This window comes from Stutzerimonas stutzeri (assembly GCF_024448935.1).
Classification (GTDB): domain Bacteria; phylum Pseudomonadota; class Gammaproteobacteria; order Pseudomonadales; family Pseudomonadaceae; genus Stutzerimonas; species Stutzerimonas stutzeri_AO.
Genome location: NZ_JAMOIE010000016.1, coordinates 1 through 16,178, shown reverse-complemented (window position 1 = coordinate 16,178; position 16,178 = coordinate 1). Strand labels below are relative to the sequence as shown.

Genomic DNA, 16,178 nt, shown 5'->3' with positions numbered 1-16,178 from the left:
GGGTGTGGCGTAAAACTTAGCCCAACAGGGTGGCCCAGCTTTCAACCTCGTCGGAGCCCCATTGTGCTTTCCATTCTTTCAGCGTTTTGTGATTGCCGCCTTTGGTTTCAATCACTTCACCGTTGTGCGGGTTCTTGTACTGCTTGACGCGGCGGGCGCGCTTGATTGTGGCAGGCGCCTTGGATGCACGCTGCGGCTTGTTGCTGCGCGCATCCGGGTCGAGTAGAGCGATAATGTCGCGAAGCGACTTTTGATATTCGCCCATCAGCTCGCGCAGTTTGCCTTCAAACTCAAGTTCCTTTTTCAGCTTGTCATCTTCTGACAGGGACTTCAGGCGTTCCTGTAGTTCCTTGATAGCTTCTTCAGTAGCGCGGTATTCATTGATCAGCGACATGTCACTTCCTTGGTATAGGGTTGAACGCAAGTGACAGCAATCATAGACAGCTGCCGCGGACAAGTAAATGTCGGCCTGGGTAAAGTTTTGCTTACTTTGTTTCATCGCGGTGCAGGGCGATTCGAAGTGCTCTAGTTAAACCTGGCTTCGGTGAAGTACTGCACATAATAGAAGGTCGCGACGGACCCCGTCACGCTTAATATGCCGTCTCGCCCAGTGTTTCTTTGCGCTCTACAGGGTCGACGCGATCCGCGTGCGGGCGCAGTCCGGGCCATGCTTTGGTCCGGCCGAATAATATGGTGGCGGTTTTCTTCGCTGCGCTAGAATGCCCGGTCTTTATGGGTAAGCCGGAGTTAACTTAAAAAATGCGCACATTCAGGCTGGTTATCGCCTGTCCCGACGGCGTCGGCATTGTCGCCAAGGTTGGTAATTTCCTGGCGACCTACAATGGCTGGATTACCGAAGCCAACCACCATTCCGATCATCAGAGTGGTTGGTTCTTCATGCGGCACGAGATTCGGGCCGACTCGCTGCCTTTCGATCTTGATGGCTTTCGCCAAGCCTTTGCGCCAATCGCGCGCGAGTTTTCCATGGAATGGCGCATTACCGACTCAGCTCAGCGCAAGCGGGTAGTGCTGATGGCCAGCCGCGAGTCGCACTGCCTCGCTGATCTGTTGCACCGTTGGCACAGTGGGGAACTGGATTGCGACATTCCTTGTGTGATCTCCAATCATGACGACCTGCGCAGCATGGTCGAGTGGCATGGCATTCCGTATTTCCATGTGCCTGTCCAGCCGGGACGCAAGGACGAGGCTTTTGCCGAGGTGTCGCGCCTGGTTCGTGAGCACCACGCCGACGCCATCGTATTGGCGCGCTACATGCAGATTCTGCCGGCCGAACTCTGCGAGGAATATACGCAGCGGGTGATCAATATCCATCACAGCTTTCTGCCATCGTTCGTTGGTGCGAAGCCTTACCACCAGGCCTCGTTGCGGGGTGTCAAGCTTATCGGTGCGACTTGCCACTACGTCACCGAAGAGCTCGATGCCGGGCCGATCATCGAGCAGGACGTGGTGCGCGTCAGCCATCGTGACAGCATCGAGGACATGGTTCGGCTGGGCAAGGACGTGGAAAAGATGGTGCTGTCGCGTGGTTTGCGCTATCACCTCGAAGAGCGAGTACTGGTGCATCGCAACAAGACGCTGGTATTCAACTGATCCATCACGACTGGCGCGGGAGGCAAGATGGGCAACCCACTGGACAAGGCTGGCGCGAAGGCGCCACCGATTATCGGTAGTGGTTGCACCCAGCGCTACGACCCTGACCGGATGGGCCCTGAGCTGGGGACTGACTTTGCGGATGCCGAAACACTCTGGAAGCGTTATCTGAATGCGCTCGATGACGCAGACGGTGACAGCCCGAGTGAGGATGCTGAACCCGGCAGCTCGACGCCGGCGGGCTAGCGAGGGCTGCAGACCGATCCACTGCTCGCGAGGCTGCGGTGAAACAGACAGGCCGCCTGGGTATCAGGTGGACGCGACGGGCGAACCCAGCGTCCACCCGCTGCATCTGGCCAATCGTCACGGTCTGATCGCCGGTGCGACGGGTACTGGCAAAACGGCCTCCGGTAACCAAGCGCCAGTGAAGGCCGCTACGCCAAGAAGCGGGGTCACCGATGCGCCAGGTGACGCTGCCGGGCGGGTGTTCAAGGGCGCATTGCGCCAGGCTGCGATGCAGCTGGGCCGGCCGTTGGCACGGGGGCTTCTGGGCTCTTTGTTGGGCGGTTGGGCGCTAAGCGGTGATCAGAAGCGATCAGTTGCGATGGCTAAGCGGTTGCTGACGGCAGGGCGTGCAGTGCGTATTACAACGCTGCGGGTTACTTGGCTTGAGCGGCTTGCTCTGACAACTCTTTCTCGATTTTCTGCAACTCCGCCTTGAATACCTGATCGTGAACGGTCGGCTTTTTACGCCATGGCTTCCGCTCGGGATCGGGCTGCGCGGCATAGGTCGTTATTTCCCCGCCATACACAGCCTGGAAACGGTTGGCTTGCTTCTCCAGTTCGGCGCGTAGTTCTTCTTTTGTCACGTCTTGTTTTGCCTCTCTTTAGTTAGGTCTGTCTGCAGCGCGGCGCGCTAAAGGGTGCGAGCTCCAGGCTCGAATGAGGCCCGGCTCGGGTTGGGTGTGTGCGATAGGGGCAACATTACTGCAAGCGGGCCAGGCTAAACAAGCGTGCCCGTAACACTGTCCGGTAGCAGTGCAATATCGAGTCATATCATAAAGCATGCCCGCGCAAGTTATCGCTAACGGCGGGCTGGCGGTTTGAGCTGCAAGAACAGGTTTTGCGGTCGGGGTAGTTGATTGAGGAGCCAGCTGGTTCAGCAGTGTGTATCCCCGGCAGGGGCTTACGAAAAAACCGCGCCTCATTGGGCGCGGTTTTTTGCCACATCGTAGTTCAGTCAGCGAGCCGACTGGCTGGCCACATCATTCGGCGCACGGCCATATACGTCGTCCAGACGCTCGATATCGTCCTCGCCCAGATAGCTGCCCGACTGGACCTCGATGATTTCCAGCGGGATTTTGCCAGGGTTGGCCAGACGGTGGATGGACGTCACCGGGATATAGGTGGACTGGTTCTCGGTTAGCAGGAACGTCTTGTCGTTGCAGGTCACCTGGGCGGTGCCGGAAACGACGATCCAGTGCTCGGCGCGATGATGGTGCATCTGCAACGACAGCTGCGCACCCGGGTTGACGCAGATCCGCTTGACCTGGAAGCGACCCCCCATATCGACCGAGTCGTACCAGCCCCAGGGGCGGTAGACGGCGCAGTGGTTCTGCGTTTCGGAGCGGTTCATGGCGTCGAGCTTGTTCACCAGCTTCTTGACGTCCTGGACCTTGTCCTTGTGAGCGATCATGGTCGCGTCTTTGGTCTCGACCACTACAATGTTATCCAGGCCGACCACAGTTACCAGCTTGCCGTTACCGTGAACCAGGCAGTTGCGGCTGTCTTCGACGATCACATCGCCTCTGGTCACGTTACCGTTTTCGTCCTTTTCCAGTACATCCCAAAGCGATGACCAGGAGCCAACATCGCTCCAGCCCGCAGACAGGGGAACGACGCATGCCAGTTCGGTTTTTTCCATGACCGCGTAGTCAATGGAGTTGTCCGGACAGCAGGCAAAGGTGGCGGGATCGATAAGCAGCTCTTCGCCGTTCTTGATGCTGCGCTCCAGCGCGACCCAGCAGGTGTCGTAGATATCCGGATCGTGCTTCTTCAGCTCGTTTAGGAAAACGCTGGCACGGAACAGGAACATGCCACTGTTCCAGTAGTAGTCGCCGGAATTGACGTATTCCTGGGCACGCACTTGATCCGGCTTTTCGACGAACTGTGTGACGCGGTTGACGCCTTCTGGCAGCCCGTTACGTTCCTCGTGATCGCATTTGATGTAGCCGTAGCCGGTTTCCGGACTGGTGGCAGGAATACCGAACAGGACCATGCCGCCATTTTCGGCTGCATTGGTCGCCAGGGCGAGGGAGCGCTGGAAGGCTTTATGGTCTTCGATGACGTGATCGGCCGGCAGCACTAGAAGCAACTCGTCTCGCTCATCGGCAAGCAACTTCATCGCTGCAATGGCAATTGCCGGAGCAGTGTTACGGCCGAACGGTTCAAGCATGAGGCCCTGAGTTTGAAGCTTGCGTGCGGCCAATTGTTCTTTGACGATGAACCGGTGTTCCTTGTTGCAGACCAGCAGGGGTGCTTGCATGCCTTCGAAGGCCAGGCGCTCGATGGTCTGTTGAAACAGTGTCTGCTCCGCCGTAAGGGCGAGAAACTGTTTGGGGAATGCCTTCCGCGAAAGAGGCCAGAGTCGAGAACCGCTGCCGCCTGAGAGGATGACCGGAATCATGTTGTTTCTCCTGAATCGTTGAGAAGGGGAAGTTCTTCTTGTCCATGTGGGCGGCCAGAGGTCTGTGCTCGCCATACGCTTCTTGGTCGGCCTTCAGGTGCCGCGTGCCGTCAAGTTCAGTTGTCCTGCAGGACAACCGCTTTCCAGGCGAACTGCGTGCTCCGAGCCTGGACGTGGGAGGTGCTGCCTGGTGGTCGGTGGGCGCCGCACTTGATATTGCGGGGCTGATAGCGGTTCCGGGACCGCCGCCTGCGAGCGCCTGAACAATCTTGAGCAGGCAGAGGGGCATGCCGTTCGGCTGCGCTCTATCTGCCTGAGGCTGATGCGCCTGATAGTCGTTGATTTGACAAGTACCGATACTGCACTGAACCGGCCCGTCTGTTCTCGCTTGAACACCCTCGGCGACCAAACGGGTCTGCCTTGGCTGACACGCTGAAAGCCTTGTTTTGAATTCCACTGCACGTTCATGTGCGACGTCCCTTTCCGTCTGGAAATGCCGGTACGCGCTTATGATTGCTGGTGCCTTCGGATAGTTCCCCGCTGGCGTGCCGTCGATCGGGGAGTTTTTGACGGGGGCGGAGGATGCGACGGGCTGCTGGCGCTGTACGCTTTGATTGGCGGGCAGGTTCCGTGCGGGTGTGCAGGATAGACTGGCTTTGGAAGCGTGATGGCCGGGTTCCGGCGCCTGGAAAGCGAAGGGGTACGGCCAAGCCGATGGGGTCAGGCTTGAGCGTCTCGCAGAAATACCAGGTGATCAGGCGATGAACTGTCAGGGCAATAGCGATAGCCGTCGTAGTCAAAGTTTGTCAGATGTTCGGGTTTTTCGATGCGTTCCTTGATCACATAGCGGCTCATCAAACCTCGGGCTTTCTTAGCGTAGAAGCTGATGATCTTGTATTGGCCGTTCTTCATATCCTTGAAGTCGACATTGATCACCCGCGCGTTCAGCGCCTTGCGTTTCACGGCGCCGAAGTACTCGTTGGAAGCCAGGTTGAGCAAGACGTCGTCACCCTGTGCGGCCAGTGTTTCGTTGAGCCATTCGCTTATCCGTTCGCCCCAGAAGGCGTACAGATCCTTGCCGCGTGGGTTAGCCAGCTTCGTGCCCATTTCCAGGCGATAGGGCTGCATCAGATCCAGCGGTCGCAGGACGCCGTAGAGCCCGGACAACATGCGCAGGTGGCGCTGAGCGAAATCGAAATCCTCTTCAGTGAAGTCGTTGGCGTTCAGGCCGGTGTAGACATCGCCCTTGAACGCGAGGAGCGCCTGCTTGGCATTGCCCGGTGTGAAGGCCGCGTCCCAACTGCCATAGCGGGCGACGTTCAGCGCTGCGAGCTTGTCGGATAGGTGCATCAATTCGCCAATCTGCTGAGGCGACATGTCGCGCAACTGGCTGATCAGCGCCTGCGCGTGGTCCAGGTGCTCGGGCTGGGTGAAGCGTTGGGTCGTCGGTGGGGTGTCGTAGTCCAGAGTCTTGGCTGGGGAAATCACCATCAGCATGCAACGGTCTCCTTTGATGTCTGCGGATTCTAGGCGGTATAACCGTTGTCGCTCCAGCTATGGCCTCGATTAGTTGTTGAGCTTGACTCGGGGCGAGGGGCACGCTTATCGGTGATTTGACCAAGGAGGACACATGACCGACCTCTCGCACTGGCGACCCTCGCACCATTATCGTCCTCTTGAAGGGCGCAGAAAAACAGACCTGGGTTGTGGTGTTGCTGACGGGCTTGGCCATGGTCGCCGAGATCGTCGCCGGCTATTGGTTCAACTCGATGGCTTTGCTGGCGGCCATGGCGACGATCACGAGCATTCAAGCGCGCGGCGCCAGGAAAGGACCTGAACCGTCATGCAGCTTTCATCCATGTGTTGACGGATGGCCTGACCTGGTACAGGTGACGGCGGAGGTGAACCGGTGCGGCGAAAACGCACAGGTCGATTAGCGAGACTAATCCTGGTTCCGGTCTGCGCCAAGCGCTATTCGTCGTTCCGATAAAAAAACGTCATCAGTTTGAAAAAGACTTTTTCCTGTCATCTTTTTTGCGGTATTACCTGATGCAAGACCGCCGAAACCTGCACTCACAGGTGGCGGCCTCTGGGTGGCCCCAAGCCCCTGCCGCCCAAGTCCGCTCACCTTGCGCACGGTGGTTCTTTCTGCGGCGGAGCGCTTTGGCGCACCGTCGATCCGGCTCCGAAAAGGTGATCGCGTATGGATGACTACGGCAGACCCCGCGCAACTCAGCCCACCCTTTACGTTCTTGATACCAACGTCCTGATTCACGACCCCAACGCGCTGTTGAACTTCCAGGAGCATCAGGTCGCCATCCCGATGACCGTGCTCGAAGAGCTGGATCAGCTCAAGACCGGCAAGCACAGCGTGGCTGCAGAGTGTCGACAGGTGATCCGCCTGATCGACAAGGTGCTGGGTGATGCTACCCCCGAAGAAGTCGAAGTTGGCGTCCCCATTCAGCGTGAGAAAAGCGGCCCGTGCGGCAGCCTGTCGATCCTGATGAGCAAAGTCGCCGATTCAAACGGGCTGCCAGAGGACCTCAACGACAACAAGATCATCAATCAGGTCGTCGATCTGCAGCGACGTAGCGCGGGCGCTCCGGTGGTGTTGGTTACCAACGACATCAACATGCGGCTCAAGGCGCGTGCCTGCGGCGTCGCCTCGGAGGATTACCACACTGACAAACTGGTCGACGATGTCGGGCAGCTGTCCCGCGGCTATCACAGCCTCAGCGGGTCGTTCTGGGACAGGGTCAGCAAGGTCGATACCCATCAGGGGCATGGCCGCACCTGGCATCGGGTGCAGTTGATCGACAACTTGCCCGCCGTGCACGTCAACGAATTCATTCTCGACGAGCAAGGTTTCGTTGGCTGGATCAAGGGCATCAAGGCCGACGAATTGCTATTGCTCGACATGCATCAGGAGCCCCTGCTGCATCAGGAAGCCTGGGGGCTGCGGCCGCGCGATATCCATCAGGCATTGGCGCTCTTTGCACTGCTCGACCCGGATATTCATCTGGTCAATCTGTCCGGCGCTGCGGGGTCCGGCAAGACAATCCTGGCCCTGGCAGCCGCCATCGAGCAGACAGTGGTGAGTAAGCGTTACCGTCGCATCATCGCCACGCGCAGCGTGCAGGGCCTGGATGAAGACATCGGCTTCCTTCCAGGCACCGAGGCGGAAAAGATGGAGCCGTGGCTGGGTGCGATCACCGATAACCTCGAAGCGCTGCACATGGACGACGAGAGCACCCACGGCAGCGTCGACTACATCCTGCAAAAGGTGCCGTTGCAGTTCAAATCCCTCAACTACATTCGCGGGCGCAGCTTCCAGCAGAGCCTGATCCTCATTGATGAATGCCAGAACCTGACGCCGCACCAGATGAAGACCATCATCACCCGGGCCGGCAGCGGGTCGAAGGTGGTCTGCCTCGGTAACCTGGCTCAGATCGATACGCCGTACCTGTCCGCGACCAGCTCGGGGCTTACCTACCTCACCGAACGATTCAAGGACTTCCCGCACGGGATGCACATCACCTTGCAGGGCGTTCCTCGTTCGGTCCTGGCCGAATACGCCGAGGCCCATATGTAGGCCCGCTGGGCGGGGAGCTGTAGGCCATGAGCTGGAAGACTGAAGCAAAAGCTTGATAGCGCCGGGCCTCGGTCCGGACACTGATTCGCTTCCAGCTTCCAGCTTCCAGCTTCCAGCTTCCAGCTTCCAGCTGAGCTAAACTGCGAGACCTCACAGTCTCAGCAGGATTAGAAATGCTCACGCACCTCGATTCCCAAGGGCGGGCCAACATGGTCGACGTTACTGCCAAGGCCGTCACGGCGCGCGAGGCGGTTGCGGAAGCCAGGGTTCGCATGCTTCCCGAAACCCTGCAGATGATCCAGCAAGGCGGGCATCCGAAGGGCGACGTCTTTGCGGTCGCCCGTATCGCGGGCATTCAAGCAGCAAAAAAGACTCACGAACTGATCCCCCTCTGCCATCCCTTATTGTTGACCAGCATCCGCCTCGACCTGCAGCCGGAAGGCGACGATTGCGTGAGGATCGAGGCACGCTGCAAGCTGGCGGGCCAGACCGGTGTGGAAATGGAGGCCTTGACCGCTGCGAGCGTCGCAGCGCTGACGATTTATGACATGTGCAAGGCGGTCGACAAGGGCATGGTGATCGAGGGTGTTCGACTGTTGGAAAAACTGGGCGGCAAGAGTGGCCACTGGCAGGTGCCAGCATGATCCAGGTGCAGTTTTTTGCGCGTTATCGCGAGGCTCTGGGCCGCGATTCCGAACAGTTGGAATGGGACGCCTCCTGGCAACAGGTCGACGACCTGCGCTTGAGGTTGCTGGAACGCGGGGCCGAGTGGACGGTGCTTGGCGAACAGAACTTGATGTGCGCGCGCAATCAGGAGCTGTGCAGCCTCGACGAGCCCCTCGCCGATGGCGATGAAGTGGCATTCTTTCCCACCGTGACGGGAGGCTGACCATGGGTGTACGAGTCCAGCAGAGTCCATTCGACCCTGGCGTCGAGCTCAATGCCTTGCATGCGGCCAATCTCGGTATCGGTGCGGTCACCGGTTTCGTCGGCTACGTACGAGATTTCAACGAGGGTCGCGATGTTGCCGGAATGTTCCTCGAGCATGCCCCGGGAATGACCGAGAAGGCGCTGCAGAAAATCATCGACGAGGCCGCTGGGCGCTGGCCGCTGCTCAGGTTGGAGATTCTGCACCGGGTAGGGCGCTTGGAGCTGGGGGAGCCGATCGTGTTTGTCGGTGCCGCCAGCGCTCACCGCGAGGCCGCTTTTGATGGGTGTCGATTCGTCATGGATTACCTGAAGACCCGCGCGCCTTTCTGGAAAAAGGAAGACACCCCGGAGGGAACGCGCTGGGTCGAAGGTCGCTGCAGCGACCGGGATGCAGCCGATCGCTGGCAACAGGGTCCGACCGACCAGCCGAATGCGAACCAGGATCCGCAGACCAGACTCTAGGTGTACACAAGGCGAAGCCGGATCCTGCTTCGCCTTTTTTTTCTGTCCTTAGCGCTTGGGTGGGACGGCTGCCAGCAGCTCGGCAGGCGGCATTTCGCAACTGATCGTTCGGCCCAGCAATGCCTCGATCGCCGGCAGGGCGAAGGCATCGTCTTCCCCGGCAAAACTGATCGAAGTGCCGCTGGCCCCCGCCCGGCCGGTACGGCCGATGCGGTGGACGTAGTCGTCGGGGACTTCCGGCAGGGTGAAATTGATCACGTGGCTGATGCCATCGACATGAATCCCGCGGCCGGCGACATCGGTGGCAACCATCACGCGAATCTTGCCTTCGCGGAAGCCTTCCAGGGCTCGGATGCGCTTGTGTTGTGGGACATCGCCTGACATTTGAACAGCGCTGATGCCATCGCGGGTAAGGCGTTCCTCGATGCGACGCACCTCATCCTTGCGGTTGGCGAAGACCATCACGCGGGTCCAGTCATTCTGGGTAATGAGGTTGTAGAGCAGCTTGTACTTGTCGCTGCCTGCCACGGCGTACACGTGTTGTTCGACTGTGTCGCTGGCCACGTTGATCGCTTCAATCTCGACGATGGCCGGGTCCGTGGTCCACTGCTTGGCCAGATTCATCACGTCTTCGGTGAAAGTGGCCGAGAACAGCAACGTCTGGCGTTCGCTCTTGGGTGGCGTCTGGCGAATGATCTGGCGGACCTGAGGAATGAAGCCCATGTCCAGCATGCGATCCGCTTCGTCGAGCACCAGCACCTCAACCATATCCAGGTGCACTTCGCCGCGCTGATTGAAGTCCAGCAGGCGTCCGGGCGTTGCTACCAGGATGTCGCAATAGCGGGATTCGAGCGCCTTGAGTTGCTTGTCGAAGTCCATGCCGCCGACAAAACTCATGACGTTCAAACCGGTGTATTTGGTCAGGTTCAGCGCGTCATTGGCGATTTGCACGACCAGCTCACGAGTCGGCGCGATGATCAGGGCACGTGGCTCGCCCATGTATCGATCCGCAGGTGGTGGGGTTTGTAGCAGCTGAGTGATGGTCGAAATGAGGAACGCGGCGGTTTTGCCGGTGCCGGTCTGGGCCCGGCCAATAGCATCGCGGCCTTTGAGGGTAAAGCCGAGAACCTGAGCCTGAATCGGCGTGCAATAAGGAAAGCCAAGGTCGTGAATGGCGTGCATAAGCTCGGGGGCGAGCTTGAAGTCATGAAACCGGGTCTTGCCTTCGGCTGGCTCGACTGCGAAATCGTCCAGCTTCCAGGCTGGCGCCGGCGGGGCGGCAGGCTTGCTTGCCCGTTCACGGCGCGGCTTGGGGCTGACCTTGGGGGCATCATCCTGTTGCGTTTTGGTCTTTTCGAAGTACGCCGGGTCGCTGGCGCCCTGGTGTATTGAGGTGCTGCTTTCAGCTTCGGTGGTCGCAGGCTGATTCGAGCCTTTGCCAAACATCTTCTTTAGTGCTTTGAGCACGGTCTTCTCGTCTGTGTCTTCTAAGGTTTGCCCGCCAGTGTAATGCAAGAAGCAGATACGGCGAAGACTTGCTCAGGGATGGTCGGTCGCAGCGCTGTTTCAGCTGCAGACGCGATTCCGGCCCAGTTCCTTTGAGGACATCAAGCCAGCCGAGCGGCCAGCCATTCGCCGATATCGCGAATTTCCTCGGGTATCACCTCGTGGGCCATCGGGTAGTCCTTCCATTGTGCCTGGACCTGGTTCTGTATCAGGCAGTCATAGGCGGCGCGCCCCATCGCCGGCAGCACAACGCCATCTCGCGTGCCGTGTAGCGCCAGTACCGGGAGCGCGGCCTGCAAGGGCGACAGCTTCAGGTCGGGATTGAAGGTCGGTGCGTAGGTGGAAAGGGCAAGGACGCCACCCAGCGGGCCGGGCCAGCGCAGGAAGGCCGTGTGGTAGACGACTGCACCGCCCTGAGAAAAGCCGGCCAGGAAAATGCGAGCCGGATCGATGCCACTGTCGCGCTGTGCCTCGATCAGGTCGATCACGCATTGCGCTGACTGTTCCAGTTGCGCCTGGTCGATGGCGCGAGCGGGGCTCATCGCGAGGATGTCATACCAGCTCGGCATGGCCCAGCCACCATTAATAGTGACCGCGCGAGTCGGTGCCTGGGGTAGCACGAAGCGTGTCGTCGTCAGACGTTGTTGTAAGGCTTCGGCGACCGGCAGGAAGTCGTAGCGGTCGGCGCCGAGGCCATGCAACCAGATGACGCACGCGTCGGCGGCAATCGATGGTTCGATGATCAGTGGGTCACTCATGTTGGACTCCGTTCGGGCGGCACGCGCCAGGTTGGTGCGGGCGCAGAGAAAAAATGCAGCAATCTGTGGCGAGGTTACCTTTACTGAGCTCGGCAATGAAGCGCACGGCGGCTCGTAAGGGGCTTTCAGGGTTCTGGTACGCCGCTTGCTTTGTCCGTTGTGCCCAATGCGCCGGAAGTCATCGGCACTTCTGCAAGCTGCGTGTGGGAAGTGTTGCTGATAACCAAACGGCGGCTAGACTCAGGTCAGGTTCTTCTTTGTCCTCTCGATTGCTATCGGGGCGCAACCTGTGATCCAGGCAGAAGACTCCGACCTGAAGAATAAAAGCAAACTGGAGGTTTCGATGATAAGGGTTAAATCCACACTGGCCGTGCTTGGTGCCGCGACACTTTTGAGCGCAAGCGGCTTGGCTCAGGCAGGGGCGACTCTGGACGCGGTGAAGAGCAAGGGTTTCGTGCAGTGCGGCGTCAGCGACGGGCTGCCGGGCTTTTCCTACACCGATGCCAAGGGCGAGTACAAGGGAATCGACGTGGATGTCTGCCGTGCCGTTGCGGCGGCGCTGTTTGGCGATGCGAGCAAAGTCAAGTATAGCCCGCTGACCGCCAAGGAACGCTTCACGGCGCTGCAGTCCGGTGAAGTCGACATGCTGTCGCGTAACACGACCTGGACCAGTTCGCGTGATGCTGCAATGGGGTTGAATTTCACCGGCGTGACCTACTACGACGGGCAGGGTTTTCTGGTCAACAAAGCGGTCGGTGTTTCCAGCGCCAAGGAACTCGACGGCGCGACCGTCTGCATCCAGGCGGGCACCACCACCGAACTGAACCTCTCCGACTACTTCCGCGCCAATAACCTCAAGTACACCCCGATCACTTACGACACCTCCGACGAAAGCGCGAAATCGCTGGAGTCGGGGCGTTGCGACGTGCTCACCTCTGACCAGTCCCAGCTGTACGCGCAGCGCATCAAGCTGGCCAAGCCGGACGATTACATCGTGTTGCCTGACGTCATCTCCAAGGAGCCACTCGGTCCAGCCGTGCGCCAGGGCGACGAGGAATGGTTCGACATCGTGCGTTGGTCGTTGCTGGCGATGATCAATGCCGAGGAGCTGGGCGTAACCGCTGCAAATGTCGAGGATACTGCAAAAAATACCAAGAACCCTGATGTGGCGCGGCTGCTGGGTGCCGAAGGTGAGTACGGCAAGGATCTGAAACTGCCGAAGGACTGGGCGGTGCAGATCGTCAAGCAGGTTGGCAACTACGGGGAAATTTTCGAACGTAATATCGGCTCCGGTAGCGAGCTGAAGATCGAACGCGGCCTGAACGCGCTTTGGACCAATGGAGGTCTGCAGTACGCACCCCCGGTGCGTTGACCGAGCTGGGTCGGCGCTCTGCCGACCTTGTTTCAAGGATGAGCGCTGCCGGTGCCTGTGCACCGGCAGCGCCGTATGAGGTTTCTTGATGCGAACCATTGCCAAAGCAGGAGCCGCCCGCGGCTCGTTGCTCACGGACCCGCAGGCGCGTGCCTTTCTGTTTCAGGTCATCGCCGTAATAACAGTGGTAGCGATCGGCTGGTTTCTATTTCACAACACCCAGACCAACCTCGCCCACCGAGGCATTACGTCAGGCTTCGGTTTTCTCGATAACGCTGCCGGTTTCGGCATTTCCCAGCATCTGATCGACTACAGCGAGAGCGACTCTTACGGTCGTGTCTTCTGGGTTGGCCTGCTCAATACGCTGCTGGTCAGCATCATCGGGATCATCCTGGCCACTATTATCGGGTTCATTCTCGGGGTGGCGCGGCTTTCACCCAATTGGCTGATACGCAAGATCGCGACTGTCTATATAGAGACGTTTCGCAACATCCCGCCATTGCTGCAGATTTTCTTCGTCTACTTCGCAGTGCTCAGCCCGCTGCCGGGACCGCGAGAAAGCCTGAGTCTTTGGGATGCGGTGTTCATCAACAATCGAGGCGTACAGATGCCCGCGCCCAATGCTGGGGAAGGCTTCTGGTCGTTCTGGGTGGCGCTGTTCGTCGCGCTGGTGGCGATCGTCATGCTCAATCGCTGGGCACGTGCGCGGCGTCACGCCACCGGCCAGACGTTTCCGGTCTTTTCAGCCAGCCTGGCATTGTTTATCGCAATTCCTTCGCTCTGCTCGCTGGTGATGGGGGCGCCTTTTCTTTGGGAAGTGCCCGAGCTTCAGCGTTTCAATATTCGCGGCGGCTGGGTTGTGATCCCCGAGCTGGTGTCGATTGTGCTTGCATTATCGGTCTACACCGCAGCTTTCATCGGTGAGACAGTCCGTGCAGGTATCCAGTCGGTCAGCCACGGGCAGACCGAAGCGGCCGCTTCGTTGGGCCTTCGTCCGGGACGTGTGTTGCGTCTGGTGATTATCCCCCAGGCCATGCGGGTGATCATTCCGCCACTCACCAGCCAATACCTCAACCTGGCGAAAAACTCTTCGCTCGCGGCTGCGATCGGTTATCCCGACATGGTTTCGCTGTTTGCAGGGACGGTGCTCAACCAGACCGGTCAGGCGATCGAAACCATGGCCATCACCATGAGTGTGTACCTCGCCATCAGCATCAGCATCTCGCTGCTGATGAACGGGTACAACAAGCGCATTGCGCTGATCGAGCGGTAAGGACGAGCGCATGGCGATCCATACTTTCAAACCGGACCTGCCGGCGCCCTCTACCAATATTGGTGTGGTGGGCTGGATGCGGGCCAATCTGTTCTCCAGCTGGATCAATACGTTGCTGACCCTGGTCGGCCTCTATCTGATCTGGTTGATAGTGCCTCCCATCATCGATTGGGCGATCATCAAGGCCGACTGGACTGGCGAAACCCGGGCGGACTGTTCGCGTGAGGGTGCGTGCTGGGTGTTTGTGCAGACGCGTTTCAGCCAGTTCATGTACGGCTTTTACCCGCCGGAGCTGCGCTGGCGGGTGGATGCTACGGCCTGGCTCGCCATCATTGGTGCCGCGCCGCTGTTCTTGCGGCAGATGCGACACAAAGCTCGCTACGGCATCGCTTTTCTGCTGATCTATCCACTACTTGCCTATTGGCTGCTGCATGGCGGCTTCCTGGGCCTTGAGACGGTTCCGACCAGCCGCTGGGGTGGTTTGATGCTGACCATCGTCATTGCCGCAGTCGGTATTGCCGGCGCGCTGCCGCTCGGGATTCTGCTGGCGCTGGGTCGACGTTCGGATATGACCGCAATCCGTGTCCTGTGCATCACCTTCATCGAGTTCTGGCGCGGCGTGCCGCTGATTACCGTGCTGTTCATGTCCTCGGTGATGTTGCCGTTGTTCCTGCCGGAGGGCATGAACCTCGACAAGCTGATGCGTGCCATGGTGATGGTGGTGTTCTTCGAGGCGGCTTATATCGCCGAAGTGGTTCGCGGAGGCCTGCAGGCGATCCCCAAAGGTCAATACGAGGCGGCCGCGGCGATGGGCCTGGGTTACTGGCGCAGCATGGTGCTAGTGATTCTGCCGCAAGCGCTGAAGATGGTCATACCGGGCATCGTCAATACCTTCATTGCGCTGTTCAAGGACACCAGCCTGGTGATCATCATCGGCCTGTTCGACTTCCTCAACAGCATCAAGCGCGCCACCTCGGACCCTGCCTGGCTCGGCATGTCGACCGAGGGTTACGTATTTGCGGCGCTGGTCTACTGGATTTTCTGTTTTGGCATGTCGCGTTATTCCATGCACCTGGAACGCAGGCTCGATACCGGTCACCGGAATTAGGAGAGGCAACATGAACGACACATCTCTGCAACCCGAACAGCCTGAGCAGGCCGGTGAACCGGTCATTCAGATGCAGGGCGTACACAAATGGTTCGGCCAGTTCCATGTGCTCAAGGACATCAATCTCACCGTGACCCAAGGCGAGCGCATCGTCCTGTGCGGGCCCTCGGGATCAGGCAAGTCCACGACCATTCGTTGTCTCAACCGCCTGGAGGAACACCAGCAAGGGCGCATCGTGATCAACGGTGTAGAGCTGACCAATGATCTCAAACAGATCGAAGCGATCCGCAGCGAAGTCGGCATGGTGTTCCAGCATTTCAATCTGTTCCCGCATCTCACCGTGCTGCAGAACTGTACGTTGGCGCCCATGTGGGTGCGCAAGATGCCGCGGCGCCAGGCCGAAGAAGTGGCCATGCACTATCTGGAACGCGTACGGATTCCGGAGCAGGCCGGCAAGTTTCCGGGGCAGTTGTCCGGGGGCCAGCAACAGCGCGTTGCGATTGCCCGGGCGTTGTGCATGAAGCCGAAGATCATGCTGTTCGACGAGCCCACCTCGGCGCTGGACCCGGAGATGGTCAAGGAAGTGCTGGACACCATGGTCGGCCTCGCCGAAAGCGGCATGACGATGCTTTGCGTGACCCACGAAATGGGCTTCGCACGCACCGTCGCTGACCGGGTGATCTTCATGGACAAGGGGGAGATCGTTGAGGAAGCTGAACCCGAGATCTTCTTCACCAATCCGATCAACGAGCGCACCAAGCTGTTCCTCAGCCAGATCCTGCATTAAAAGCAGCTGCAAGCGACAAGTAAAGCGCAGAGCGGCCGCAAGAACACTTGACGGGTTTTCCGTACCACCCACCCTGATAACGCCTCAAGCCTC

At 59.1% G+C, this 16,178-nt stretch carries 16 protein-coding genes and 2 pseudogenes; 12 read left to right on the top strand and 6 right to left on the bottom strand.

The features are described from left to right. Nucleotides 1-16: 16 nt before the first annotated feature. Nucleotides 17-394, bottom strand: a complete 378-nt coding sequence (mvaT, locus tag NA637_RS06870; protein WP_256071578.1) for a histone-like nucleoid-structuring protein MvaT — start codon at nt 392-394, stop codon at nt 17-19. 365 nt (nt 395-759) lie between these two features. Here mvaT and purU point away from each other — a divergent pair, with 365 nt between their 5' ends. From purU to NA637_RS25650, 3 genes and pseudogenes are all read left to right on the top strand, one after another. Next, nucleotides 760-1,611, top strand: a complete 852-nt coding sequence (gene purU / locus NA637_RS06865; RefSeq protein ID WP_256071577.1) for a formyltetrahydrofolate deformylase — start codon at nt 760-762, stop codon at nt 1,609-1,611. 27 nt (nt 1,612-1,638) lie between these two features. Next, complete coding sequence (locus NA637_RS06860) at nt 1,639-1,857, top strand: hypothetical protein (RefSeq protein WP_256071576.1); 219 nt, start codon at nt 1,639-1,641, stop codon at nt 1,855-1,857. Between the two features lie 67 nt (nt 1,858-1,924). Beyond that, nucleotides 1,925-2,020, top strand: a pseudogene (locus NA637_RS25650) (helicase HerA-like domain-containing protein); the annotation flags it as partial. 250 nt (nt 2,021-2,270) lie between these two features. Here NA637_RS25650 and NA637_RS06850 read toward each other — a convergent pair. From NA637_RS06850 to yaaA, 3 genes are all read right to left on the bottom strand, one after another. Then, a complete protein-coding gene (locus NA637_RS06850; RefSeq protein WP_128121065.1) occupies nt 2,271-2,480 on the bottom strand; it encodes a hypothetical protein in 210 nt (69 codons plus the stop codon). A 371-nt stretch (nt 2,481-2,851) separates the two neighbouring features. Then, nucleotides 2,852-4,297: a mannose-1-phosphate guanylyltransferase/mannose-6-phosphate isomerase gene (locus tag NA637_RS06845; protein WP_256071575.1), complete on the bottom strand. Its 1,446-nt coding sequence runs from the start codon at nt 4,295-4,297 to the stop codon at nt 2,852-2,854. 720 nt (nt 4,298-5,017) lie between these two features. Then, on the bottom strand, nt 5,018-5,794 hold the full coding sequence (yaaA, locus tag NA637_RS06840; RefSeq protein WP_256071574.1) for a peroxide stress protein YaaA: 777 nt from the start codon (nt 5,792-5,794) through the stop codon (nt 5,018-5,020). A 133-nt stretch (nt 5,795-5,927) separates the two neighbouring features. Here yaaA and NA637_RS06835 point away from each other — a divergent pair. The 5 genes and pseudogenes from NA637_RS06835 to moaE form a co-directional block, all read left to right on the top strand. Further along, a pseudogene (locus tag NA637_RS06835) lies at nt 5,928-6,081 on the top strand (cation transporter); the annotation flags it as partial. A gap of 419 nt (nt 6,082-6,500) precedes the next feature. After that, complete coding sequence (locus NA637_RS06830) at nt 6,501-7,889, top strand: PhoH family protein (protein WP_256071573.1); 1,389 nt, start codon at nt 6,501-6,503, stop codon at nt 7,887-7,889. Nucleotides 7,890-8,062: 173 nt separating this feature from the next. Further along, nucleotides 8,063-8,533, top strand: coding sequence for a cyclic pyranopterin monophosphate synthase MoaC (gene moaC / locus NA637_RS06825; RefSeq protein WP_256071572.1), 471 nt, complete (start codon nt 8,063-8,065; stop codon nt 8,531-8,533). Next, entirely contained in the window at nt 8,530-8,778 is a 249-nt protein-coding gene (locus tag NA637_RS06820) for a MoaD/ThiS family protein (RefSeq protein ID WP_256071571.1), read from the top strand. The genes moaC and NA637_RS06820 overlap by 4 nt, the downstream gene beginning before the upstream one ends. Nucleotides 8,779-8,780: 2 nt before the next feature. Further along, nucleotides 8,781-9,281 (top strand): molybdopterin synthase catalytic subunit MoaE, encoded by a 501-nt coding sequence (gene moaE / locus NA637_RS06815; protein ID WP_256071570.1) that lies wholly within the window; start codon nt 8,781-8,783, stop codon nt 9,279-9,281. Nucleotides 9,282-9,329: 48 nt separating this feature from the next. Here the strand turns inward: moaE and rhlB are convergent, their stop codons facing one another. Together rhlB and NA637_RS06805 are read right to left on the bottom strand one after the other, a co-directional pair. Continuing rightward, a complete protein-coding gene (gene rhlB, locus NA637_RS06810) occupies nt 9,330-10,748 on the bottom strand; it encodes an ATP-dependent RNA helicase RhlB (protein WP_256071569.1) in 1,419 nt (472 codons plus the stop codon). A gap of 140 nt (nt 10,749-10,888) precedes the next feature. Then, nucleotides 10,889-11,545, bottom strand: a complete 657-nt coding sequence (locus NA637_RS06805) for an alpha/beta hydrolase (RefSeq protein ID WP_256071568.1) — start codon at nt 11,543-11,545, stop codon at nt 10,889-10,891. A gap of 343 nt (nt 11,546-11,888) precedes the next feature. Here NA637_RS06805 and NA637_RS06800 point away from each other — a divergent pair, with 343 nt between their 5' ends. The 4 genes from NA637_RS06800 (at nt 11,889) to NA637_RS06785 (ending at nt 16,085) form a co-directional block, all read left to right on the top strand. Next, the gene (locus NA637_RS06800) at nt 11,889-12,917 is read left to right on the top strand and encodes an amino acid ABC transporter substrate-binding protein (RefSeq protein WP_256071567.1); all 1,029 of its coding nucleotides are present in this window, start codon (nt 11,889-11,891) and stop codon (nt 12,915-12,917) included. 88 nt (nt 12,918-13,005) lie between these two features. Then, entirely contained in the window at nt 13,006-14,190 is a 1,185-nt protein-coding gene (locus tag NA637_RS06795; protein WP_256071566.1) for an amino acid ABC transporter permease, read from the top strand. A gap of 10 nt (nt 14,191-14,200) precedes the next feature. Beyond that, nucleotides 14,201-15,298, top strand: a complete 1,098-nt coding sequence (locus tag NA637_RS06790) for an amino acid ABC transporter permease (protein WP_256071565.1) — start codon at nt 14,201-14,203, stop codon at nt 15,296-15,298. A gap of 10 nt (nt 15,299-15,308) precedes the next feature. Further along, a complete protein-coding gene (locus NA637_RS06785; RefSeq protein WP_256071564.1) occupies nt 15,309-16,085 on the top strand; it encodes an amino acid ABC transporter ATP-binding protein in 777 nt (258 codons plus the stop codon). Nucleotides 16,086-16,178: the final 93 nt, after the last annotated feature.